24 protein-coding genes are annotated in these 22,313 nt (G+C 43.4%); 11 read left to right on the top strand and 13 right to left on the bottom strand.

Features of this window, described 5'->3' with window-relative positions; genetic code table 11:
• Positions 1-154 precede the first annotated feature (154 nt).
• Positions 155-829 carry a hypothetical protein gene (locus QT996_RS25320; RefSeq protein ID WP_333049959.1) on the bottom strand — a complete coding sequence of 225 codons (675 nt, stop codon included), beginning with the start codon at positions 827-829 and terminating at the stop codon, positions 155-157.
• A 199-nt stretch (positions 830-1,028) separates the two neighbouring features.
• On the opposite strand from QT996_RS25320, the gene QT996_RS25315 reads away from it, so the two are divergent.
• Positions 1,029-2,141 carry an IS630 family transposase gene (locus tag QT996_RS25315; protein ID WP_333049958.1) on the top strand — a complete coding sequence of 371 codons (1,113 nt, stop codon included), beginning with the start codon at positions 1,029-1,031 and terminating at the stop codon, positions 2,139-2,141.
• Between the two features lie 12 nt (positions 2,142-2,153).
• Here the strand turns inward: QT996_RS25315 and QT996_RS25310 are convergent, their stop codons facing one another.
• The gene (locus tag QT996_RS25310) at positions 2,154-2,573 is read right to left on the bottom strand and encodes a hypothetical protein (RefSeq protein WP_333049956.1); all 420 of its coding nucleotides are present in this window, start codon (positions 2,571-2,573) and stop codon (positions 2,154-2,156) included.
• Positions 2,574-3,051: 478 nt separating this feature from the next.
• Between QT996_RS25310 and QT996_RS25305 the strand changes: the two genes are divergently transcribed.
• A complete protein-coding gene (locus QT996_RS25305; protein WP_333049955.1) occupies positions 3,052-4,908 on the top strand; it encodes a bifunctional 3'-5' exonuclease/DNA polymerase in 1,857 nt (618 codons plus the stop codon).
• Positions 4,909-4,980: 72 nt separating this feature from the next.
• On the opposite strand, the gene QT996_RS25300 is transcribed toward QT996_RS25305, so the two are convergent.
• Positions 4,981-6,657, bottom strand: a complete 1,677-nt coding sequence (locus QT996_RS25300; protein ID WP_333049953.1) for an AAA family ATPase — start codon at positions 6,655-6,657, stop codon at positions 4,981-4,983.
• A gap of 162 nt (positions 6,658-6,819) precedes the next feature.
• Here QT996_RS25300 and QT996_RS25295 point away from each other — a divergent pair, with 162 nt between their 5' ends.
• From QT996_RS25295 to QT996_RS25285, 3 genes are all read left to right on the top strand, one after another.
• Positions 6,820-7,545, top strand: coding sequence for a hypothetical protein (locus QT996_RS25295; RefSeq protein WP_333049951.1), 726 nt, complete (start codon positions 6,820-6,822; stop codon positions 7,543-7,545).
• A 284-nt stretch (positions 7,546-7,829) separates the two neighbouring features.
• Positions 7,830-8,189 (top strand): hypothetical protein, encoded by a 360-nt coding sequence (locus tag QT996_RS25290; protein ID WP_015179737.1) that lies wholly within the window; start codon positions 7,830-7,832, stop codon positions 8,187-8,189.
• 185 nt (positions 8,190-8,374) lie between these two features.
• Entirely contained in the window at positions 8,375-8,899 is a 525-nt protein-coding gene (locus QT996_RS25285; RefSeq protein ID WP_333049950.1) for a hypothetical protein, read from the top strand.
• A 242-nt stretch (positions 8,900-9,141) separates the two neighbouring features.
• Here the strand turns inward: QT996_RS25285 and QT996_RS25280 are convergent, their stop codons facing one another.
• Positions 9,142-9,762, bottom strand: a complete 621-nt coding sequence (locus QT996_RS25280) for a Uma2 family endonuclease (protein WP_333049948.1) — start codon at positions 9,760-9,762, stop codon at positions 9,142-9,144.
• A 152-nt stretch (positions 9,763-9,914) separates the two neighbouring features.
• Positions 9,915-10,148: a hypothetical protein gene (locus tag QT996_RS25275; RefSeq protein ID WP_194012320.1), complete on the bottom strand. Its 234-nt coding sequence runs from the start codon at positions 10,146-10,148 to the stop codon at positions 9,915-9,917.
• Between the two features lie 178 nt (positions 10,149-10,326).
• Here QT996_RS25275 and QT996_RS25270 point away from each other — a divergent pair, with 178 nt between their 5' ends.
• A complete protein-coding gene (locus QT996_RS25270) occupies positions 10,327-11,604 on the top strand; it encodes a hypothetical protein (RefSeq protein ID WP_333049946.1) in 1,278 nt (425 codons plus the stop codon).
• Here QT996_RS25270 and QT996_RS25265 read toward each other — a convergent pair.
• The 5 genes from QT996_RS25265 to QT996_RS25245 form a co-directional block, all read right to left on the bottom strand.
• Positions 11,546-11,968 carry a hypothetical protein gene (locus tag QT996_RS25265; protein WP_333049944.1) on the bottom strand — a complete coding sequence of 141 codons (423 nt, stop codon included), beginning with the start codon at positions 11,966-11,968 and terminating at the stop codon, positions 11,546-11,548. The two genes, QT996_RS25270 and QT996_RS25265, sit on opposite strands and share 59 nt — an antisense overlap.
• Positions 11,969-12,026: 58 nt before the next feature.
• Positions 12,027-13,148 (bottom strand): DUF6753 family protein, encoded by a 1,122-nt coding sequence (locus QT996_RS25260; RefSeq protein WP_333049943.1) that lies wholly within the window; start codon positions 13,146-13,148, stop codon positions 12,027-12,029.
• Between the two features lie 473 nt (positions 13,149-13,621).
• Complete coding sequence (locus QT996_RS25255) at positions 13,622-14,419, bottom strand: mobilization protein MobD-like protein (RefSeq protein WP_333049942.1); 798 nt, start codon at positions 14,417-14,419, stop codon at positions 13,622-13,624.
• Positions 14,420-14,468: 49 nt separating this feature from the next.
• A complete protein-coding gene (locus QT996_RS25250; protein ID WP_333049941.1) occupies positions 14,469-14,981 on the bottom strand; it encodes a hypothetical protein in 513 nt (170 codons plus the stop codon).
• Positions 14,974-16,569, bottom strand: a complete 1,596-nt coding sequence (locus tag QT996_RS25245) for a hypothetical protein (protein WP_333049939.1) — start codon at positions 16,567-16,569, stop codon at positions 14,974-14,976. Before QT996_RS25245 ends, QT996_RS25250 begins: the two co-directional genes overlap by 8 nt.
• Before the next feature lie 486 nt (positions 16,570-17,055).
• Here QT996_RS25245 and QT996_RS25240 point away from each other — a divergent pair, with 486 nt between their 5' ends.
• The 3 genes from QT996_RS25240 (at position 17,056) to QT996_RS25230 (ending at position 19,205) form a co-directional block, all read left to right on the top strand.
• Positions 17,056-17,226, top strand: coding sequence for a hypothetical protein (locus QT996_RS25240; RefSeq protein WP_333049938.1), 171 nt, complete (start codon positions 17,056-17,058; stop codon positions 17,224-17,226).
• A 225-nt stretch (positions 17,227-17,451) separates the two neighbouring features.
• Positions 17,452-18,744 carry an RNA-guided endonuclease IscB gene (iscB, locus tag QT996_RS25235; protein WP_333049936.1) on the top strand — a complete coding sequence of 431 codons (1,293 nt, stop codon included), beginning with the start codon at positions 17,452-17,454 and terminating at the stop codon, positions 18,742-18,744.
• Positions 18,745-18,776: 32 nt separating this feature from the next.
• Positions 18,777-19,205, top strand: a complete 429-nt coding sequence (locus tag QT996_RS25230; protein WP_333049935.1) for a hypothetical protein — start codon at positions 18,777-18,779, stop codon at positions 19,203-19,205.
• Positions 19,206-19,406: 201 nt separating this feature from the next.
• Here QT996_RS25230 and QT996_RS25225 read toward each other — a convergent pair whose 3' ends face one another.
• The 3 genes from QT996_RS25225 to QT996_RS25215 are packed head-to-tail and all read right to left on the bottom strand — an operon-like array spanning position 19,407 to position 20,447.
• Positions 19,407-19,748 (bottom strand): HNH endonuclease, encoded by a 342-nt coding sequence (locus QT996_RS25225; RefSeq protein ID WP_333049934.1) that lies wholly within the window; start codon positions 19,746-19,748, stop codon positions 19,407-19,409.
• Between the two features lie 55 nt (positions 19,749-19,803).
• Positions 19,804-20,253 carry a DUF5049 domain-containing protein gene (locus QT996_RS25220; protein WP_333049933.1) on the bottom strand — a complete coding sequence of 150 codons (450 nt, stop codon included), beginning with the start codon at positions 20,251-20,253 and terminating at the stop codon, positions 19,804-19,806.
• Between the two features lie 8 nt (positions 20,254-20,261).
• Positions 20,262-20,447 (bottom strand): hypothetical protein, encoded by a 186-nt coding sequence (locus tag QT996_RS25215; protein ID WP_333049932.1) that lies wholly within the window; start codon positions 20,445-20,447, stop codon positions 20,262-20,264.
• A 225-nt stretch (positions 20,448-20,672) separates the two neighbouring features.
• Between QT996_RS25215 and QT996_RS25210 the strand changes: the two genes are divergently transcribed.
• Together QT996_RS25210 and QT996_RS25205 are read left to right on the top strand one after the other, a co-directional pair.
• Positions 20,673-21,542 (top strand): HNH endonuclease, encoded by an 870-nt coding sequence (locus tag QT996_RS25210; RefSeq protein ID WP_333049930.1) that lies wholly within the window; start codon positions 20,673-20,675, stop codon positions 21,540-21,542.
• Between the two features lie 374 nt (positions 21,543-21,916).
• The gene (locus tag QT996_RS25205) at positions 21,917-22,213 is read left to right on the top strand and encodes a hypothetical protein (RefSeq protein ID WP_333049927.1); all 297 of its coding nucleotides are present in this window, start codon (positions 21,917-21,919) and stop codon (positions 22,211-22,213) included.
• The last annotated feature ends 100 nt before the right edge of the window (positions 22,214-22,313 follow it).

Genomic DNA, 22,313 nt, shown 5'->3' with positions numbered 1-22,313 from the left:
CGACTTTTTTTGACGCTTTTATTGATTTTAACTATTTTACACTTATTCGGATATTTACAAAACCGGGATGCTCCCAATACCCATGCTTAAGAGAGGGGATATGACGCAGATTGGGGTGCGTTTAAAGCTACCAAATTCCTTCCGCATTTTTTATTTAAAATTTGTTCATTAAGTCCAAGCAAATCACTTGGTTGGGTGCGAGAACACCTCCGACTTTTATTACTTGCAGCTCTCCGGTTTCGTCGGGATATTGTGCTTTAACTTGGGCAATTGCTGCATCTAAACTAGATGCCTGAGCAATATACACCTTCTCAAGAGCACTTAGTACCCAAATAGGTTTGGGCCACTTATGTCGAGGTTGGAGAAGTGAATAGTAAATCACTTGACCAGTGTACTGAACAATTTCCTCGATCGCAGTTTCCGAACAAAACTCCCCCAATTCTGACTCAATACATTGTTTGAGTTCTTTCGCAGGAATTTGCTCAAAAACTGATTCTAAGAGCATTAATGCTGGTCTTGTCTGCTCTAGTTGAGTGTGTTCCTGCACGACTAATGACTCTACGAAATGACTCACCTGGTTGATGATTGAGTCAAAATCTAGCTCCATCAATAAATGACCTAAATACTCCCTTAACAAATTTCTTAGCTTTTCATCAGAGATATTGATACCGCAGGTTTTCAGATAAAGTGAAGGTTTATTACCCAAATTCCGACCGCAGCTAACTTCTCCATTAGCTGCATCTTCTGCTTCTATCAGTTCCATCAAGCGCGGATAACTGGTTGTATCATCTATTGTGGATTGGGGCTGGGAGGGAATTGAGTTACTCATTTGTCTTTCCTTAATGTTTCAAAGTAATTAAGATTGTCGGGTTCTTCAGGATCTGGACCGCAGTCTAGCAGCCCCACTTTCAACTTTCTATAAAATACTAGCGCACCAGGCAGTGCGTGGAAGCCTATCCTTCCTTGGTAAGCTGTTGTACTTTTAAATAGGGTATAATAAAAATTAAGTTTAGTCAATCTCTACAAAAATGCCAGCTAAAAACCATCTTAATTCCCAACAAATAGAGAAACTACAGAAAGCCTTAAAAGAGGAAGAAAAGGCAAATGTCAGAGAAAGAATTCTGATTTTATTATTGCTCAATGACGGAAAAACACAATCTAAAATCGCTGAGTTTTTGGGTTGTTCAATAAATAAAGTATCTTATTGGTGTATGAAGGGAGACCCCGACAATCTAGAAAGTCTAATAGATGAAAGGATGAAGGGAAATCACAAAAAAGCCACCGATAAATATATAGAGATATTATTAGAAACTATAGAGAAAAACCCTCAAGAACTAGGATATGAATTTGGACGATGGACAGCGCAGAGATTAGCAACATACTTAGAAGAATCCACAGGAATAAAATTAAGTGGAGGACAAGTTCGGAGGATATTAAAGCAAAAAAAGTATGTTTACATCTGGGCTAAGTATAGTTTGGAGTCAAAGAGAAATCCCGAAAAAAGAACAGCGTTTAAAATAAAGATAGCCGAATATTTAAAAATAGAGAAAGAATCGCCAGAACGTTTACAGGTATGGTTTTGGGACGAGAGTGGATTTAGTTTAAGAGTCACCAGAAGGAAGAACTGGTGTAAAAAAGGAAGCCGAAAAAAGGTCAGAGGAGACAGAAGAAAAGGCAGAGTTAATGTAATGGGAGTAGTGAGAAATTCGGATAAAAAAAGGTGGGTAGAATTCCTCAAAAAAGGCAATTCATATAATTTTTATCAAGTGCTAAAACTGTTTTATGAAGAGCTAATCAATGAATGGGTATCAGCAGGTAATCAAGCCTCAGAATTTGCTGAAAAAGGAGCGAAAATAGTGATTGTTTTGGATAATGCTAGTTTTCATAAGAAAGAAGAGTACCTGAAAATAATTGAAACAGAAATGCCTAATCTTCATTTAGAATTCCTCCCCGAATACAGCCCAGACTATAACTTAATTGAATTAGTATGGCATTCGGCAAAAGAATATATTGCCAATCGACTTTTTACATCTATTGAAGAGCTAGAGTATTTATTGCATCGCCTCTTAAATGAAGGGCAATTAATAATTAAATGGAATCGCAAAATTAAAAATAAGGGCAATGCTTGTATCACAGTTTAAATGTGCAACAGCTTATCCTAGTTCCTCACTACGAGCGATCGCAAAATCTATTAGAGTTCCACCTACTCCTTTATAAGTGGGAGGATTGCTTATAGCTGGTCGATTCCAGGGAGCCGTTGCTAAGGCTTTGACGTACACCAATCTTCGTCTCAATTGAGACTCAATATAGCAGCGTTTTTTTAAAATATCGATAGTCATTAAACCTTGAGTTATGCCATCACACTCAATGGCATATAGTTCATCTCCTGGTAAAAACTGAGTTCTATAGCTTTTACTAACCCAATTCCAGTATTCATCTTCTTCTCCACTCCCTCGAAGCGTTGGTTGCCACAGGGTTGTCGCATCTTCTAAATGCTTCTCAGTAACGGATGTCAGGATAGCATTAACTACCTGTCGATCTCGAACTCGAAGAAGCTGGATAGGGCGATTCAATTGCCAAACCTAATTATTGTGACAACTACATTATATGTCATAATTTTTAAATTTCAATTCAAGCAATATTTTCCAACTCACCTCCCTCTAAAAATCTTTTTCAAAAGCTAATCGTACAGACGCTAACGCAGCCGTTTGTAAAAAGATTCCAGATGGCAAACTAGGCTGCGACCTTTTAGGCCGCACTTGGGATAGTCAAAACAACTGTTGCCAGCTCTAAAGTTGGCAACTATTTTCAATCAAAACCAGGGTTGGCTGGTTTTTTTAGACCAACCGCCATCCTTTATGTCTCTTACCTTATTCCTAAAGTTCAGGACTTAAATTGATTTACAAAAAACAGACTTATAACTCGTATACTTCCCAAATAAAACCCATCATCCTCAAGCTACCTAATGTCGAAAACTCCTTAAAAATAGTTAAATTTTGTGCATTATTGACACAAGGATATTCTTTCACTTTTTTATAAACGGAACTAATTATGAAACCTAATCCACTAAAAGAGCAGAAACAATCAACCGCTATTCCAACTGTTTTGAGTCCAGACAAACTTAAAATAGCTCATTTGCAAGTTACACTTAAAACTCCTTATCAACTGATCGATACTGCTTTCAATCTTGAAACAGCCCTTCAACCATTCCAACAAGCAAAAATTATCGGTATAGACTGCGAAACGACAGGGCTTGACCCCTACAAAGCCAAAATTAGATTGTTACAACTTGCCATTCCTGACCATCCAGTAATCATTGTAGATTTATGGGCCATTGAACCGAGTTCCCTCGAACCATTACGCTTGCTCTTAGCGAGTCCTGCACTGAAGGTAGGTCACAACCTCAAATTTGAATGGCAAATGCTCGCTTTTGCCGGACTGGAACCATCCAAACCCTTTTTCGATACCTATTTGGCTTACCGAGTGCTGACGGCTGGACTAAAACGCCACCTGTCCCTAGAGTCTGTCACTGAGAATTTGTTGAAAGTAAAGCTAGACAAAACGCAGCAAGTTAGCGATTGGTCGGGAAACTTAACACTCGCTCAACTCCAATATGCTGCTACCGATGCTGCAATCTTACTCCCGCTGGCTGCTGCTCTGCAACAAAAACTGAAAGCTTCTAAGCTTTGGAAAACTGCTTTACTAGAGTTTGCTTGTCTGCCTGCGGTGGCTTCTATGGAACTCAACGGAATGCTTTTAGATAGAGAACAGTGGAAAGTTTTGGGAGTCAAGCTCTGTCATCAACGCGACTCTCTTTTAAAACAAATTAATTCGCAACTCCATCGACCTAACCATCACCACCAAATCTCTCTGCTGCCAGAATTTACGGATACAATTAATCCTCGCTCTCCCAAGCAAGTCTTAGCGGCTTTGCAAGAAAAAGGTATTCCTGTTACTTCCACTAGCTCTCAACATTTAATTCCTTTGCAAGGCGAGTATCCCGTTATTCAAGCACTGTTAGAATACCGCAGTTTATCGGCTCGTATCGATACTTTTACTCTGGGTTTACCTGAACGCATTCACCCGATTACAGGGCGCATTCATCCCAATTGGTTTCAGATTGGTGCTAGATCAGGACGGTTTAGTTGTCGAGAGCCAAATTTAACGAATATCCCCAGAGATAAGGAAACCCGACAGTGTTTTAAAGCTGCACCCGGTTACGTCCTGCTCAAAGCCGATTACAGCCAGATTGAACTGCGGATCATGGCGAAGGTTTCCGGCGATCGCACGATGGTGAAAGCTTACTCCAAAGGGGAAGATTTGCACTCTCTCACAGCTTCCTTGGTGCTAGCAAAACCCTTATCTGAAATTACTCTCGAAGACAGACAGCTCGGCAAAATTATTAACTTCGGTTTAATTTATGGCATGGGAGTTACGAAATTTAAGAATATGGCTCAAGCAGAGCATGGAGTCACTTTAACGCTGCAACAAGCTTCACACTTTCGTAATAAGTTCTTTGAATCCTATACAGGTATCAAACAATTTCACGCCAAAGTTCGGAAGGCCTGGAGCCGAGGTATTCGAGAGAGTCGGACAGTCTTAGGCAGAAGGAGATTATGGTCAAAAGATACTAAACCGCTGCTTAACGAAATGCTAAATAACCCAATTCAAGGGATGAGCGCTGACATTACTAAACTCGCTCTTGGTCTCATTTTTTCACCTCTAAGCTGCACGGATGTTAAACTGATTTGTGTGGTTCACGATGAAATTTTAATAGAGTGTCCTCTTGAAGAAGTGAGGCCAGTTAAAGCCTTGCTTAAAAAATGTATGGTGAGAGCTGGGAATAAGTTTCTCTCTCCGATTCCTTGCGAGGTAGAAATTAAGGTGATGGAAAGTTGGGGAGGGTAAGAGATTAACGGGGAAAGATTGGGAGTGGGGAGGGGAGAAAACGAACCGATGCTATTGCGATTTATCATGCACTCAAGTTTTATCGTAAGCAGATGGCCGATACTCGAATAACTCTTGCTCTCCCGCCGCAAATTTAGACCCATCCCTCCCAGAAGCAGGCCGAGCAAAGGACGCTTTGTTGCGAATCCCCTGGATATCTTCAGAAGAACGCTCAGACGACAGCACAAACAGAGTTCTCTGATAACGCAAATGGGCCAATTCAATTTTACCAGGTCGCCCTTCACAATAAGCTCGCTCAGCACAGCGCTTTACTGCGATCGCAATTTCAGCACTCGTTGCTCCGGCATAATCAGATAGTAATGAATACCACTGCCTGTCGCTCCAAAGATTCTCTTTTCCTTCCCCAAACTGCTCTGGGAAATACTTAGCTAAGTGCAAATTGAAAATCTCATAGCGAGCGCCGCTGTGTGGCAAATCCACAAACCAGATTCCGCCGTCGTCAAATCTGCGGATAAGTTCAGTCGGCAGCATTTCTAAGCGGTTAACAGTAGCTAACATTAACACGGGGCTTTCATGCTCCTGCATCCAGGTGAGCAATTTCTGCGACAGCCGCCTAGCTACACCGCCGTCAGCATTTGATTCCCAGCCAGAAAAACCCTTGTCAAAATCGTCGAAAAATAGCACGCAGCCGCCCAAATTATCGGCTGTATCCAGCATTTTATTGAGAGCGCGATCTGGATTAGAGGAACCTAGAATATTGCCCCAACTTGCTGCTAAAAGCGCATAACCTAGCTTCTTAGCAGCTAGCTTTGCACTCAAACTTTTGCCCGTCCCCGGCGGCCCCCACAGCAGCATTCCTTTGGGAGGTCTGAGGTGATATTTCTTGGCATCAGCTTCTGACAGCTTTAGGACTTCGCTCAAATAAGCGTCTAATAAATCTAAACCGCCAGCATGAGGCACGTCTGGAGAAGCAATGAACTCCAACCCCTGGTCTCGAAGTTGCGATATTTTATGCTCCAATACCAACTGTGCGATTTGGACAACTGAAGCGGTCACAGAGAGCGATCGATCTAACACTAATTCAATTTCAGCAGTTGGCAGCCCTAGACTAGAAACAGCCAGCCGTTTTTTAGCAGCTACCGCATCTGAACCAAAATCAAGGGAACAATTGCGATCGCAAAAATTATCTACAAGAACTTCGACTTCAAAACGATCGGGTAACGGACATTTAAGTAGAGGAATTAATGGACTTAGCTTTGATGGCAGTTGGATGTACTCACCCAGCAGTACCCAATATTGGTGGGCCCAACGCCCTTTCAGTTCAAAGAATGCGTTAGCCAATTGAGAATAACGGCGGATAAGAGGCTGTTCGCTACTCTCTGATTCCAAAATATCTTCTAACAAAAAGATACCGGGGCAGTCATTTTCCAGCAGAAATTGCAGGACATCACTCTCGACAGATAGCTCAGTTTTGCATAAGACGTATTCACTATTATCCATCTGATGAAAAGGATCTGAAACGGTTGTCATATCAGAATGACAACCTAAATTCGGGAGATGTTTATCCAAACATCGCACCTGTTGAAGAGTTGCATAGCCAGGATTCCAATAATAAACAGGTAAACAACACTCACTGGCGTACTGATGAAATGATGACAATATTTTTTGGCGATCTGCACTGTAATATTCGAGGGCAAATATTTGAGTTTGAGTCGCTCTTAAATTAGACCAAGCAGTGAAAAATTTCATGAGGTTATACATCTAAATAGAGGATATTTAACATAAAAGTTTAACTAACATAATTAAAATTTAGCTTCCTGCTAATGAGCGAAATACTCCCCCTCTACTGGAGGGGGTAATTGTGCCTAACGGCACTCATTAATTGATGTTATGCAAGTTAAATTGTCAATCATGGTCACAAGTAAAAAGCAAACCGCAGCCACTCCCACTCGCTCTCAGTCACCAGTGCCTGCTAAATCTAAGCCACCTGAAAAACAGAACAGTCAAACTGTCGGCAGTAACAATGGAGCCAAATCAAAACCTCAACCTAACCTCAGCTCCGAGCAACTTGCTGGCGAGCTAGTCAAACAGATTCGCAATACAATTCATAAGAAGTACGGCGTGACAATTCAGCGTCGCGATAGCCGTATTTCGACAAAGGTTGGCCACGCAATTCGCGAAAAACTGGGATTGGATATTCAAGCTCAGTTGAACAAGCGCAACGGCAATGGCAATGGTAAAAAGTTCGACTGGCAAGAGTGGAACAATACTGTGTTTCCCAAGCTAGTTGGCCGACCCGAGGAACTCAAGTATGATGTCGAAGTTGTTGCCTTAGCGATGAGCCAACTTTACGATACAATTGCTGACAACCCGCAAGCTGCCATTGCCGATTTAATGGAGTTCAATGCTCAAAGCTTAAAGCGCCGCAACGAGTTAGCTAAATCCTCTGAAGAAGATACTGAAGAACTCGATGACGACGACGAACTCGATGATGAAGATGATGAAATTGATGACATACTCGATGAAATTGATGAGGATGACGAAGACGAGGAAGGCGATGAGGATGAGGATGATGACGATGAGGAGGATGATTTTAGTTTAGATGAAGACGAAGAATTTGAGGAAGACGACGAATAATTGCTAAAGTTTGATTAGAAAGCTCTGCTGAAAAAGCAGAGCATTTTTTTGCCTCTATCGAGGCCTTTTCCACGAATTGCGATTCAGGGTAATGATTGTCGCCACCGTCCGAATCAGGACGCTCTGGGAAGCATACCCAACAAATTCACAATCAAGGAAATTTTGACCTTGGTTGTGAATTTAATTTTACCCACTCACCCACCCACTAAATTTTTTGAATTAATTGTAATTAGCAGACTGCCGTCGCTTTAGTTGTGAAAAAAAAACACGCTTGAGGGTTAATCATGGCTAATCGCAAATCCGCTCCAACTCCGATGCAAAAGCAATTTGCAGAAACTCTTGAAGAACAGCGCTTCGAGATGTTTTTGCACGTTGCCCGCGAGTTAACGGGACGTGCCAAACAACGACAGTTACAGAAAGGTAAAGCTCTTGACTGGGAAGCGTTCAATACTTGGTTTAACAAGCAATATGAAGGCTACTCGGCTGACGAGATGCTTGAAGAAATCTTGAGCAACGTTTACTGGCTTTCATCTGAACAAGCAGTGATTGACTTGCACTTCCGTTATATCGAGTCAGCAGTCAAAGCTTCTCATAAGAAAAAGGCGACTGACGATAATGAAGAGATTGATGATTTTGTCAAATAATCAATGACGACCCCCAATAAAGGGGATAAAATCCTGCTTGGAGCAGGATTTATTTTGCCCGCCCACCCACCGCGCCAGTTCCCTTTGCGATATTTGAGATCGCATTCTCAGAAGGCTGTAGTAAGGCTTTGATATTAAACGCGAGCGCGTTTGAGAGATGTTCCACTTGCAAATAAATTATAATCATGTACGAACATATTCAGCATTTTCTCACCCTCACAATTGAAACTGTGGTAATTTTTGGTTACGGTGGCTTAATTGTTCACTATATCGCTACGCTGTTAGCATCGAAGCGGATGAATCCTTCTGAAAAACTCTCAGCAGAACTTGCCCCAGATTTTGTGCCTCTTCTCAATGAAATTGCTTTCTTTCCTGCTGTTGCCGAAGGTGCAGCAACTCCAGAACCCACAGAAGAACAGCGCCTCACCTCTTCGCGACAAGTTAAAGCCGAATTTGCTTCTAATATTCAACTCGACGATACCGACACATTAAATCTACCCTTCATTCAAGTCGATAGCCTCACTCTCCGACAATGCCGCACCGTTATTCGAGGACTCAATTCCACTCTCCCACGAAGTGAGCATATTCGCCTGAAACTCAACAAAAAAGATGTGCCAGCAGATTCGTTAAAATTTCAAATCAAGAAGCACTTTGAGCATCGACCGCAGCAAGTTGTCTCCCTAATTGAGCAAATTTTGAGAGCTAGTTAGCACGCTCGGGGAATCAACAAGCCAATTATTGCTTTCTATCAATAAAACTTTTGGTAACGAGTTGATAGAAAGTTTAATTGAGTGAATCGTCCTTTTCGTGACCAAGCTATTAGTTACTTTCTTCAGCGCCAAGGGGAATCAGACCCTTGCCAATCTGTTCGCTCAACTCGTTGAAACTCAATCCCCGTTCAATTGCGACCGCACGAATTCTCTCCATCCTACCGACGTTACCTGGATCTAAGCTAGATAGCAGCATATCTGCCGGCCGCGAAGATTTGTTGCGCTGTTAATTGCAAGTTGGGAAAGATTGAGGAAATAAGCAGATCGTCATTTTGAAACAACTGTTTTTGATACTCATCTTCTCGTAGCGTACAAATTGTAACTGTCGGTTGTTTGGGTTTGCCAATATATTCTCTGCCACCAATGCCCAGATAGTCAACAATCCAATACTCAGGCACTCCAAGCAGGGCGTAATCTTCAACTTTGCGAGCGTAATCGTTTTGCCAGTTGGTGCTAACGACTTCAGCAATCAGTTTAATAGAAGAACCTGATGTAATTACAGGTTCTTGTTGCCACAAAGGTTCATTAATTAGTCGAGTTTGGTCTAATACAAGCACATCGGGGCGAAAGGCTGTTGCTGTTCCTAATAGTTTGATGAGACAGCGAGGGGGGATAAGGTAGGGTAAATCCAGGTGGTCAATTTCTACATTTAGTTTTCGTCCCAAAAACCCGGAGACTTGTTCGTGGGGCCCTGTTGGTTCCATTTCGGTTAATTCACCATCAATCAGTTCGTAGCAATCGCTGTCGCCGTAGTTTGTAATAAATTCATCGACAGTTATAAGTTTTGGAGGTGATTGAACCATTATATTTTTTCCTGATACATTTATACGGCACAAAACCGTAATTTTTAACAAGTTTTCACAGATAAAAAACCCGTCATTACTATCAATAAAACTTCGAGTAACGAGTTGATAGAATTTTTTTTTTATCTAACCTCCCTTTCCATATCTGGCGATTAGTTACTTTTTTCACCATTGCCAAGGGGAATTAGACCCCTGCCAATCTGTTCTATCAACTCGTTGAGGCTCAATCCGCGTTCAATGGCGATCGCGCGAATTCCCTCCCATCCCACCGACGTTACCTGGATATTTCTTTGCTTCTTGGGTTCTTCATAGCGGGGTTGTCCCCCAGAGCGGTTGAGGTTGGCTAGCGAGTTGGGATGGGGGTGAATTCCTTTCCTGGGTGACATAGCGTCGATAGCATTTCCTTTTTTTTACTATTTTCGCATTTTCTGGAGGCTTCTCGACGATAACTATGTTAGTGTTGAATAGTTCAAGAAAATTCCTGCCCGCGCTGACTCCCCTACTCCGGTTGCGGTCGAGCGCGGGCGAGCCTTGCATTCAACAAACTCGCCAGGAATGCGTCAAATGCAATCAGAAGCAGACGATCGGGAGCCGCAAGCGTTAATTGTTTTGCCGGGGGGTATTGGAGGGTGTACCTCTTGTGCTGCGAAACAACTGCGAATCGACCCCGAATTTCAATCTCTCATTCCTCCCCTGAGTAAAGACGAAAAAGCCGCCCTGCAAGCGAGCATTCTGGAGGAAGGATGCCGCGATCCGTTAGTAGTCTGGGCCGAGGAAAAGCTTCTCATCGACGGCCACAACAGGTTCGCCATCTGTACCGCGCACGGCATACCATACAAAATTGTAGAGATGTCTTTTGACAGTCGGAATGCAGTCAAGGTCTGGACGATCGCCAACCAACTGGGACGGCGCAGCTTGACGCCAGAATCCGTTAGCTACCTGCGCGGCACCTGGTACGAGCTGACCAAGGAATCTCACGGGGGCAAGCGTTCGGCAAACTGTCAAAATGACAGTTTGACAGACAAAGTATTGCCAGATAGAGCAAGCTGTCAAAATGGCAGCTTGACAGACAAAACAATGCCAGATGAGGCAAGCTGTCAAAATGACCACTTGACAGACAAAACAATGCCAGAAGGAGCAAGCTGTCAAAATGACCACTTGACAGACAAAACAATGCCAGAAGGAGCAAGCTGTCAAAATGGCAGCTTGACAGACAAAACAGCACGAGAGTTAGGAGAACGGTTCAAAGCTTCCCCCAGAACGATTTACCGGGATGCCCAATTTACTCGAGCTGTGGATGCTCTCAGTTTTATTGGAGGGGACGAAGTGAAGTGGAAAATACTGAATCGCTCTGCTGGGCTGACCAAGAAGCAGGTCATCGCTTTGGCAAACGACACTCGCAGCAATCCGGCTCAGGTTGCCAAAACTTTACAGGGGCGCGACAAAAAAGTAAAACCTGAAGGCGAACCTAAGATCGCCCACCACCTGACGCTCAAAATTGGTTCCTTGGTGGAAGTGTACGCGCCCGATCGCCAAGACGTTAACGGCCGGTTAGGCCGCATTCAGTCAGTCGGGGAGAAAACCGCCACTGTGTGGATGCGACACATCCCTACTATTACCGTGCAGTCATACACCTTCAAGCACTCCGCTCTCACTGCTGTACCGCTAGACAATCAACCCGGACTTCAAGAAATTTGCGATCGCACTGACCGACTTCACAAATTAGGAAATCTAGATCCTTTTGAGATAGAAATCCTCAACTTGTTAGAAAGAACAACGGCTCTTACTCCCACCGAATTGCAGTATTTAGAACAGATTGAGGATAGACACAAACTTGATTGAGTGCCTCACAACTATTTTTCATTTTGAGAAAAGCAATAACTTCGGAAAGTTTATTTGATTCACTTGACAGTTCAAACACTGAGTCAATCAATTTTTGTTGAGCTGCTAATTGTTGCAGTGAATAACAAGCCATCGCTCGCACTCGCTCGGGAGACTTGCTAGCATTTTTAGCAGCAAACGGTCCCCAGAAAGCACTCAGTACAATCTTAATCTGTTCCGATATTGGGTATGGTTGACTCAAACAGTAATCCCAAACCATCTTATCGAATGGGTCGTCTAGTGCAACTAAAACACCCGATATTTGCGACTGCACTTGCTTCGGATTTTGGTCAGATAACGGCTGATTGTTCAAATTGGCCATCATAGATTTCTCCTGGTAAGCTAACTTATTTACATCCCATTCTCGATTTTAGTATTTGCCATCAAGGAACAAACTTTCGTTCTTGAGGGGAGCGAATCCACAAAGTACAAAATCCTTTTTGTGCAGGTTTACCCTCTACTGTCAGCGTCACCCCCAATCGATTTATCTCAGTTTCACACAATTTTTTGCCACCTTTCTCGCTCAACAAAGCTTGATTCCAGCTCATAAGTTGGCGAGCATATTTCCCTTCATTGCTTGTTGCCCACTGAATTGTATCCGCGTTCTTGCGAGCAAACTGACCCTCTTTGCTCAGCCCCCATTCGAGCGCTACGGCTTGTTCTAAAGTGAGCTGGCGCGGCCCTTTTGGGTCGAGTTCAGGCGCTGGAATGAACCGGGGCACAGCTAACCCGATAAAAGCGCCAATCGCCATCGCCCCTAACACTACCCCGCTCCCAAAAATCACCGACCAAATATCGTGAGCAACTTTTTCTAAAGCTGCTTGTCGCACTAGGGTGTAAACTGAGTTGGAAATGTGGCGATGTTGCACCTTAACAGCCGCTTTTCCCTGCCGTTCTAAAAACTCCCTGCTTTCTTTTTCCCAATTTTCAGTAAGCTGCCGAACTTGTTCCAATTCTTGAGAGATGACAGCTTGAGAATCTTTCAAATCACCTTGCCATTGAGATTGCCAATTCTTGAAAAACTGGTCAATCTCTTGCGGTTTTTTTTCTAACAGCAGTTCGAGTTGACCTGTAGCCAGCAATACGATAAAAAGCGGGTCATTTTTATTGAGACCGTATCGGTAAGCTGTCTGAATGACATGAGAGCGAAATTTGGAGTCTTTGCCCTTGAGTACCTGGCTGATTAGTGACTCAGTATCTCTCTCGTACATGGGAGGGGCAGATAAAGGATCTCTGTTCAGAGCTTCTCTTTCCCTCGAATCATCGTCTATGAGTTCCCAAAACTCCTCTTCATTTAGCTTACTCCCATTTGATTTCAACTTTTCTTCTACTGCATCTTCTGGGACTGTATCTGGAGAATCGGGCAAATTTTGCGAATTTTCAGCGGATTGTATGGAATTATTTTTGGTATTATTAAGTCTTCCCTGTTCCCTTGGCGTTTCCAATATCTCGCCAAACTCTTCAGAGTCAACTTCGGAAAGTTCTTCTAAAAGTCGATCGGACATTTAACCTCCTACCTAATCAAAATCCTAATCTTTATGCTGTTCTGCATCGCGCATTCTATAGTGTGAACTCATATTTTGTCCGTCTCCTAACGAGTTCATCACCCATTGACTGTAAAATTTACAGGAATACCCGCAAATTATCGGTTTAGACACTATCTGTAGTATTAAGATGTGTTTCGCCACACCCAGCCCGCTGGCCCAGTGGTGAAGAAGTTTTTGAAACCCTGGAAATCTCGTAGCGGGCGATCGATCTTCTTACTTTCAGAATTTAAACGCAATAAACAACGTTTATTGCTAATATCCAACGCCTGGGATAACACAACTGCGTTGATTGCACTCAGCCAGCGGGCTGGTTTCGGCACACCCTATCAGTAGAGTCTGTGCGTAAGCCTTAATTTAGATTCTTAAAAGCTTACGATACCTTTTTTACAAATTACAGCCTCCTGAGACTTTACAACCTGTTGCTTATTTAGTTACTCATTTTGTTGCTCATTTTCTCTCTGCATTTCCTCATTTTTTTTTTGTTCATAGGGAGCGATAACTTCTTTTTTATTGCGATTGGGTGCGTTGTTAAACAAACCTACATCTTCTATCAGACGGAAACAGTCTTCCAGAAAAGTATGCAATCGCTGCTGACTAATCAAGAAGAATTCAGAGTGTTTCATTGCTTGAGAAAATGACAACCGCTTCGTATCAATAAACTTGCGCTCTCTTGCACTCAGAGCCGGCAAATCTACCACAGGAATTCGGTAATTATTAATGAGCTTGTTCATTTCCTTATGGCTTTGTACGTGCGACCAATCTTTGCAAACTCCAAAATTGCGGACAAAAATGTGATTGAGCTGACCTTCAAAGTAGTTGAAAGAGTCAATAAACATTTCAATGCTGTCCGTCGTGCCACCGCAAATAAACCACTTGCATACCTCAACTCCTGACTGCTCTTTAAAATCAGGAGAGGTTAAATTAGCTTCGTCAATCCATTTGTTGATAATGCTGTAAACCCGAGCTGGTAAATTGACAATCACAGGAGTTTCTACTGCTGTTTCAAAAATAATATCGATATCGAAAAACTTCTCTTCATCTTCAACTAAAGCTACGATTTTTGCATTGTGTTCAGGATAGCGCTGCTGCACGTCAGGATTTTGAAAATCACCATCAATTAACGTGTACAGCAGTTCATACTTCTGATTGAATTCAACCAGAATCCGAGTTAGCATCGACTTGCCAACGCCACCTTTCTCGCCGTCAACCAAGTGAATCATGTTAGTCATTTCATTCCTCCTTGCTGGATGTCGATGTCTATTCAAGACTTAATAATTTTTAACTAAAGCTAGGCCCGACCATTGCCGGATCGAAACCAGCTAAGTTAAATGCGCTGTTTTCAAACTCAACTTCTCCCGAAAATTCCTCGGGTTCTTTTTCTTCGGGCAAACTTGCGGGATTTGAACTCTCAAGGGCAGTTAATTCCGTAGCAATAGATGCACCTGAATTCGATAAGTGAGGGAAAGTAGCTAAAGGAATTAAACCCGAAGAAATACCAGGGGCAATTGCTCCTAACTCGGTACAGTTAAATCCCGCATCTCGACAAACTTCATCTATCTGCCTAAGCAAAAAATTAATGCTTTCTCGCCTCAAATACTCTAACTCTGTACTAGAATGACTACCGCTATTGCGTAATGATGCTAACAGCCACCGCGCTTTGATTAGAGGTAAAATCGTTTCCTGTAAACTAAAAAAAGGATGATTTTGCAGGTAAGATAGCAAGATAGCGTCTTCGGAATCGGGCAAAACTTGACAGCGCCAGCAAAATTCCTTGTAACGTTTTCTAGGCATAATTCCTCACCTTCTTTCCAGCACCTCGGTAGGGTCCTCCCAATAAGAGAGCTGCATCTAAGTTTGCTTCTGATTCCTCTAATGAAGGTTCTGTATTGGACGACTCCTCCTCCTCACTCCATTTATTAGAATCATCTAAGCAGCTATGTTTGATACTTGAATCAGCCTTTTGTTGAGCGCCGTTTTCACTGTTTTGTTCAGTAATATCTTCAGTCTTTTGCTCAGTAGATTCCTCAAATTTTTGTTCAGTAGATTGCTCGGATTTAGCGTGAGTAAATTGCTCAAGTTTTAATTGAGTAGGTGGCTCGGATTTTGGGTGAGTAGGTTGTTCAGATTTTGGCTTGGCAGATTGTTCAGATTTGGGCTTGATAGATTGTTCAGCACATTCTTTTACACTCTGTATATCAGTTGGAGGGAGTGGAGCATCTCCTGAAGTAGAAGTTGTATCTTCTGCCCTCTGAGAAGTTGCCGCAACAGAGCTTTGCCTCAGTACCTCAAACTGAGATTTGAAGTAAGAAAATAGTCCGTAAACATCAGCTATGCGGCAACCTAAACCATCAGGATCAAGTGTTTTTGGCACTGTTATACCTGCGTGCCAAGACAGCGAATAATGAGAAAACTGATTTCGCAGTTCTGGCTTCATATATTCAGAAGTACCCACGCAAAATACAATTTCATCTAAATCGGGCGGCAGCACTTCATTAATCCAATGAGATAGCATTCGAGCGTAGTCGAAGCGAGACAGCTTGACTGCTTCAATCAATTGGTCAACTTCTCGATCTTTAGCTGTTTCCTCTCGATTCCGAGCAATTCGGTAAAAGTAAGGGCGGTTGTAGCTTACGCCCGCTTGAGCGATTGATAAAGCCAAACGGGAAGCATCGTAGTTAGATGTTCGCTCTTGAACTAGATCCACCAACCTTACCATTCCTAAGTCTGAAGTTTTGCCCTTACCGACAGCACCGCGTGCCGAAACTATTACCGAAGCATTGCGAAATCCTACCATAACAAAGGCAGTTACCCGCTGCTTGAAGGCTGAACCTAAATTACTGTTGTGGATCAAAGCAATGCCGCCGCCTTCTTGCAAAGCTTGGGTTTTGTCCAGGGTAACGGAGAGCTTGCCTGTGGGTGTTTCAAATGAAGCAGAGTATTGACTTAATATCTCAAAAAATTGCTTGGAGTCATTAAACTCGCCTGGGGGCAAGAAAACGGAGATCGCAGCGCTAAATTGACTGCCTAAATCTAACTTCCGCGACACTACCCACAAAGCTGCTAGAGCTTTGTACAAAGCGCTACTGTACTTCAGTCCCGCTAAACCGATGTGAGCATTGAATTGCGATGCTGCTAGGTAGCCAACGGCTCGGCATTCATTACCAATTGCCACCCAAGCAATATTTTCGGGAGATGCTGATGCGAGGTTGGGTTGTGTGAAACAATTGGCTATGTCTTGGCTCACTGGCCCCACCTGCGATTCCATTACAAAGGAGTTCGCTTTACTGCCTGCTTGCGAGCTTTGGCAGAAAACTCTAGTAGATAAGCCGCCAAAATCTATAGCCAGAATCGCATCTGGTATTGAGGATTTTTTCTTCATAAACGCTGGCTTTTATTACGTTACAAAATGATAGTATTGGCTTCAGTTTAAGTCTGACCTCACCAAATCCGGTGGTTTTGGATAATTAAAATAGCCCCCTCCAAATGGCGGGGACAGGCTGCCTTTCAAGGAAAAAATCTTGGGTAGATTATCAGGGAAAGAGCTTTAGAGTTGTAAGAAACGGTGTAGGTATTGTGAGTGAGATACCGAGCAGGTACGCCCAAAGTATCTTCAATAAAGTGTTTGAGTTCGGTATGGGAGTAGCACTTCTCGAACGTACCCCACTTGGTAATTACGCCATCGTTATAAGCAATACCCGCATGATTGGTCGATCGCGGGCGTGATAGCACTAACCACCAGAGTTGGGCGGGTTAAGTGGTAAGCAGAGGTCATACTAAATCAACTTAATATCAAGAGTAATTTTAAATATACAAATAATTTAAATTAAAGGGCTACCGCTAGGGTGTAAAAAATAGGGAGTAAGCTATGCTCTACGCTTTGATTAATTCAACAGGAATCCACCGGCTGGAAGTAGAAGAAAAGTTGGAACTGGCAGATTTGCAAAACCGAGTGGGCATTGCAGGTGAACCTGCGTTCATAGAATATGTCCCGAATCAATTTCCAGATCCCGCGATAGACCTAATCTGTGGTCAGTAACCCACCCCTGAAGGGGATGGGCTTGTAAGAAATTGCAAGCCGTACTGACCAGCCTTAGTCCTCAGACTACGTTTTGTGAGTCAAGACACCGGAGAATGCGAAGCTAGTTTTCCGCTCTGTCATTTGCAGTTAAAAAGCGTTAAGGTCACTGACGCAGTGCTGCAAGTCTAAAAAGCTCACTAAACATTGGCGAAGCTAAATTTACCCAGAAATGGAGTGGCAGAAATGTCAAATTTCGTATTCGTTATCGACATTAACAAACAACCTTTAACTCCTGGCCACCCCTCGGTAGCAAGACGGTTGTTAACCTCTGGTAAAGCTGCGGTTTTCCGCAGATACCCATTTACCATTATGCTCAAGGTTTCAAAGAATGAGGTCACACCAGAGCAACTAACTCTTAAGTTAGACCCAGGCTCCAAAACAAGCGGAATCGCTTTATTGCAAGGCTCTAGGGTGCTGTTTGGCGCAGAATTAGCCCATCGGGGTCAAGCAATTAAAGCTAGTCTTGAATCTCGTCGCTCTCTACGGCGCGGTCGTAGAAACAGACATACTCGTTATCGTCCAGCAAGGTTTCTAAACCGGAGTAAACCGAAGGGATGGCTAGCGCCATCTTTGCAGCATCGAGTTGAAACAATAATGACTTGGGTGGCAAAACTAATTAGATTTGCACCAGTTGGTTCAATTGTTCAAGAGTTGGTACGGTTTGATTTGCAACAATTAGAAAACCCAGAAATCTCTGGTGTTGAGTATCAACAAGGCACTTTGCTTGGTTATGAAGTGCGGCAGTATTTGCTTGACAAATGGGATAGAAAATGTGCTTATTGTGGTATCGAAAACGTGCCGTTGCAAGTTGAGCATATCCATCCCAAAGCTAAAGGTGGTACTAACCGCATCTCTAATCTTTGCCTTGCTTGTGAGAAGTGCAATATCAAGAAAGGTACTCAAGATATTGAGAGGTTCCTGGTTAAAAAGCCAGATGTTCTCAAGCGGATACTTGCCCAAGCGAAACGTCCTCTTAAGGATGCGGCAGTAGTTAATTCAACCCGTTGGGCTTTACTGAATCGGCTCAAAGAGATGGGTTTGCCTGTATCGACTGGTTCTGGTGGATTAACCAAGTTTAATCGCACTCGACTGGGATTAGCTAAATCTCACTGGATTGATGCGGCTTGTGTTGGGCATATTGAGTCTTTGGAGGTTTTGACAAATCAACCTTTGTTAATTAAAGCAACTGGACACGGTACGCGCCAAATGTGCCGAACTGATAAATTTGGCTTTCCATCCCGGTACACTCCTCGCAACAACTTTGTCAAAGGTTTTCAAACTGGCGACATTGTGAAGGCGGTTGTAACCAGTGGAAAGAAAATCGGCACTTATGTTGGTCGTGTTGCTGTTAGAACAAGTGGCTCGTTTAATATTTCTGCATCTGAATTGGTTCAGGGAATTGGTTACAAATACTGCCAAATTGTTCACCGAAAGGATGGCTATAGCTATTCTTTCTCGAAGACTCACTGCGACTAAAGTCGCAAAAACTCCTCCCATGCCTCAAGGCGATGGGTTTCCGTTTTGGAGAATTTTATGAATTGCCCGAACACGCAATTTTATGCGACACTGTTCGCCATAAAATGTATGTCGGCGCGTACAAAGAAATCGATTATTTCCTGTTACAGCAGCATCCTCATGAGCCGTCCCAGTTGACTGCCCAAGAGTTTGAAGAAGCCGTGAAAGCGGTGGAAAGTATGACCTTAGAGCAAATGCAGCGTTTGGGAATGTTCGAGATGTTCGGCAACACCAATCCCCAAGCGCGCCTCGCAACCGCAGAATTGGTGCAGTGGCTAGACCAACAAATCACCGAAGAATTGATACAGCAATATATCCAATTAGCTAATCGGGGTAATTGGACAGCGATAATGGCATTAGACACCCTCAAACGTAGAATCTCGGAAGCTAAGGAACACCAACAGCAATTAGAGAATAACTAAATAACCTATGCCGGGAAAGTATCAATATTACAGCCCCGGCATGGGTACAAAACACCCATAGTGTAGCAAACGCGGAGTTAGCCCTTAAACAAAAATACGAAATTTCCTCTTCAACGGCGAACACGCTCGCGCTGGAAAACTGTAAAGCTACCTTTAAACAAAGTAAACGGACACCAGCGGATTCGGAGCGGATACATTGTTTCATGCCGATTCCAGAGAGCACTCCATAATATCCCAATCGATCGCATCATCGGGGAACAAGGATAATTGCCCTGGCGATACGTTTGATTGACCGCGATTGTGATAGGACAGGTGACACGCGGTACACAGAGCGATTAAGTTTTCTGGGCGATTGTCCTCCGGTATCCGATTGCGATGATGCACCGCTAAAGTTAAAGCACACCGTTCAGATTTGGTTAAACCGCTTTGTTTACCGGGTCGGAGGCATTGTTGATGGCACTTAGCACAGCGCCAAAGAGCGCTTTCTTTTACCGAGAGCGCAATCTCTTGCCAATTGTCGGGATACCTCTTTGGTTTTGCCACAGCTCATTTCTCCACCAATATGGCGATCACTTTTCCTGTCACCGTTCAATCTATTTTAGAGAGCTGCGAATCCCCTAAAAACACCGCTGCAATAAATTTCCAAGTTAGCTTCAATCCATTGAGCGGTTTCTAGATATCCCAAAGCTACGGCTTGAAGTCGAACCATGTTGGCATTGAACATATTAGTTGTCTGTGCTTCTCGAACTGCATCAATACCTTGAAGGATGCGTTCTGGGATTTGGATCGGTTCCTCTGACTCTAGGGAACTAGGCAGCTTCCCCAACAAACCGAGATATTCCTTTACCCGCAGCTCGAAGTTAGCCTCAGCTTCTCCTAAATCGGTGAAGTAACGGCCGTAATAAAATCCCCCATCTTGCAGGTTGAAAAAATGCGTTACCCATTCTTCACCGGTGCGCCATTCTCTGAGAGTAATGCGACCGGGGGCTTGACCGCCATCACCGGGGATAGGATGCGATTTTAATATGGAGTGGCTTTGAGCGTTCATGCAATCATTCAAATAAAGTGAGCCAGTTCGTCCAAGCTTTTACCAATCGGATTGTAGCCCACGGGGAGCCAAAAGTAATCAGAAGCCCAATAATCGCCGCTAAAGTCTTGCTGCCACCAATCGTTAGCTACACCGCCCAAGCAGGTTTTGTATTCGTCAAAATAGAGTTTAATTTGTTGCTTGCTGTTATCCATAAGGTTGGCTTTGAGCGGACTGTCAGTTAGTATTATAATGCAATTAGACACCAAACAAACACACCCCCCCAACAGGAATGAGCCAACCTATTATACTTAGTGAATGCTATGAACGGCAAGGGAATTGATTACTACAGCCGTAAGTTTTTTCCAAAATCAAAATCAAACCCAATTGGCTTAAATGTAAGCCAATCCGCAGGGGTCGCTCCCAATAAACCAGTCTTGTTGCTAGCAATAATTGAATTAATCGCTAGGGGCGATATCCAGCACAATCAAATTTATCTGTCACCTGAGTTAATTGCAGCGTTTCTGAAGCTGTGGGGGGAGCTAGAAATCAACAGGAGAGCCGATATTGGCTTGCCGTTCTTTCACTTAAAATCGGATGGATTTTGGCACTTCAAGGCGAAACCGGGGTTTGAGTTTGTCGAATCGAGCGCAAATAAAGTTAAGGTAAGAAGCATTAGTTCTCTCCGGCAAACAGTAGATTATGCTTACTTAGATGCTGAATTATGGAAGCTCCTGCAACATCCCCAAAGCAGGAATCAGTTGTCACTTGCCCTGATCGATGCTTGGTTCTCAGACAAAACCGAACAAATCGAGCGTTCGCTGCAATTTAATGCCTTCGGTGACTTGCAAAACCAATTATTCTCTACAGGCGGGCGCGTTTATCAGCCAGACGAGATTGCTAGCGTGGGCGAGCAGGAATCTATTGTTAGAGATGGCGCGTTTCGGAGAACTATCACATCGGTTTACGAACACCGCTGCGCGTTTTGTGGCTTGCAGGTGTTCAACACTTTGGAGAATATCGTAGATGGCGCGCACATCAAGCCGTTCGCTAAGTTTTACGACGACCGCATCAATAACGGGCTGAGTTTGTGCAAAAACCATCACTGGGCTTTCGACCGTTTTTGGTTTACCCTCAACGATGATTTCACCATCGTAGTTTCCGATACTTTGAGGGAAGATTCCCCTCACGCTCGCCCCATCAGAGATTTTCACGGCGATCGCATCCTGCTACCGGTGCGAGAACAGTATCGTCCCAGGCCTGATGCTTTGCAGTGGCACCGCCAAAGCTTTTTTGACAAGCAAGCATGATGCTGCTATAGCCGATGTCAAAGACACGGTACTATATAAAATACATAATAAAGACTATTGACAATAGTTAGTTTACGAACTATGTTAATAGGCAGGTAGAGCTATCGATATCAATACTAACTTGGGGTTGAGTTCGGTGGCGGCTGCGTGTTGATTCAAGATGCGAGCAAAGCTCGGTGTTCGGGAGCGACGATATGGATAGAAGCTGCATTTGAGAGTTTGGTGATAGATGGGGTAGCAGCAGACAGAGCGATGTTCAAAAAGGAGGGAAGATGACAGTCATTCAGACAATCCCAGAATCAAGGCGTATTTAAAAATAACTGCATCCCGCGCAAGCTGAAATCGACAGTTTCCTCACTAGCAAGATATTAGATATGTTCAAAGGCAAAGAATACATGACTCAACAGCAGCAAGCCTTGGCTGAAGAATTTGAGGCTGGCATCGAATCGGAGTACGCACTTTGTATAGCCCAGCTCCAAAAAGCCAAGCAAGCGATTCAATGGGCGACGGCGGACTTAACCGAACAAGAGCAAAACTTAGCCAATTCGGAAATCGATGCGCTCCGCAAGTATTGGCACGAGCGGTTAGAAGCTCTCATCAATCTTGTATCCTGGAGAGCGCCAAAATTGCTCCAACACCTCAACGAAAAGTATCTTAAGGATATTCATTAATCAACCTGTGTGCAACGGCAATCTATTAGACCTCTTGCGAAAGTCTCAGGCGATCTCTAATTTAGTCTTTAAAGAAAGTTCATAATTATAAATGCCAGCG

This window comes from Microcoleus sp. S13C4 (genome assembly GCF_036700865.1).
GTDB lineage: Bacteria > Cyanobacteriota > Cyanobacteriia > Cyanobacteriales > Microcoleaceae > Microcoleus.
This window is presented reverse-complemented; position numbering and strand designations above follow the sequence as displayed.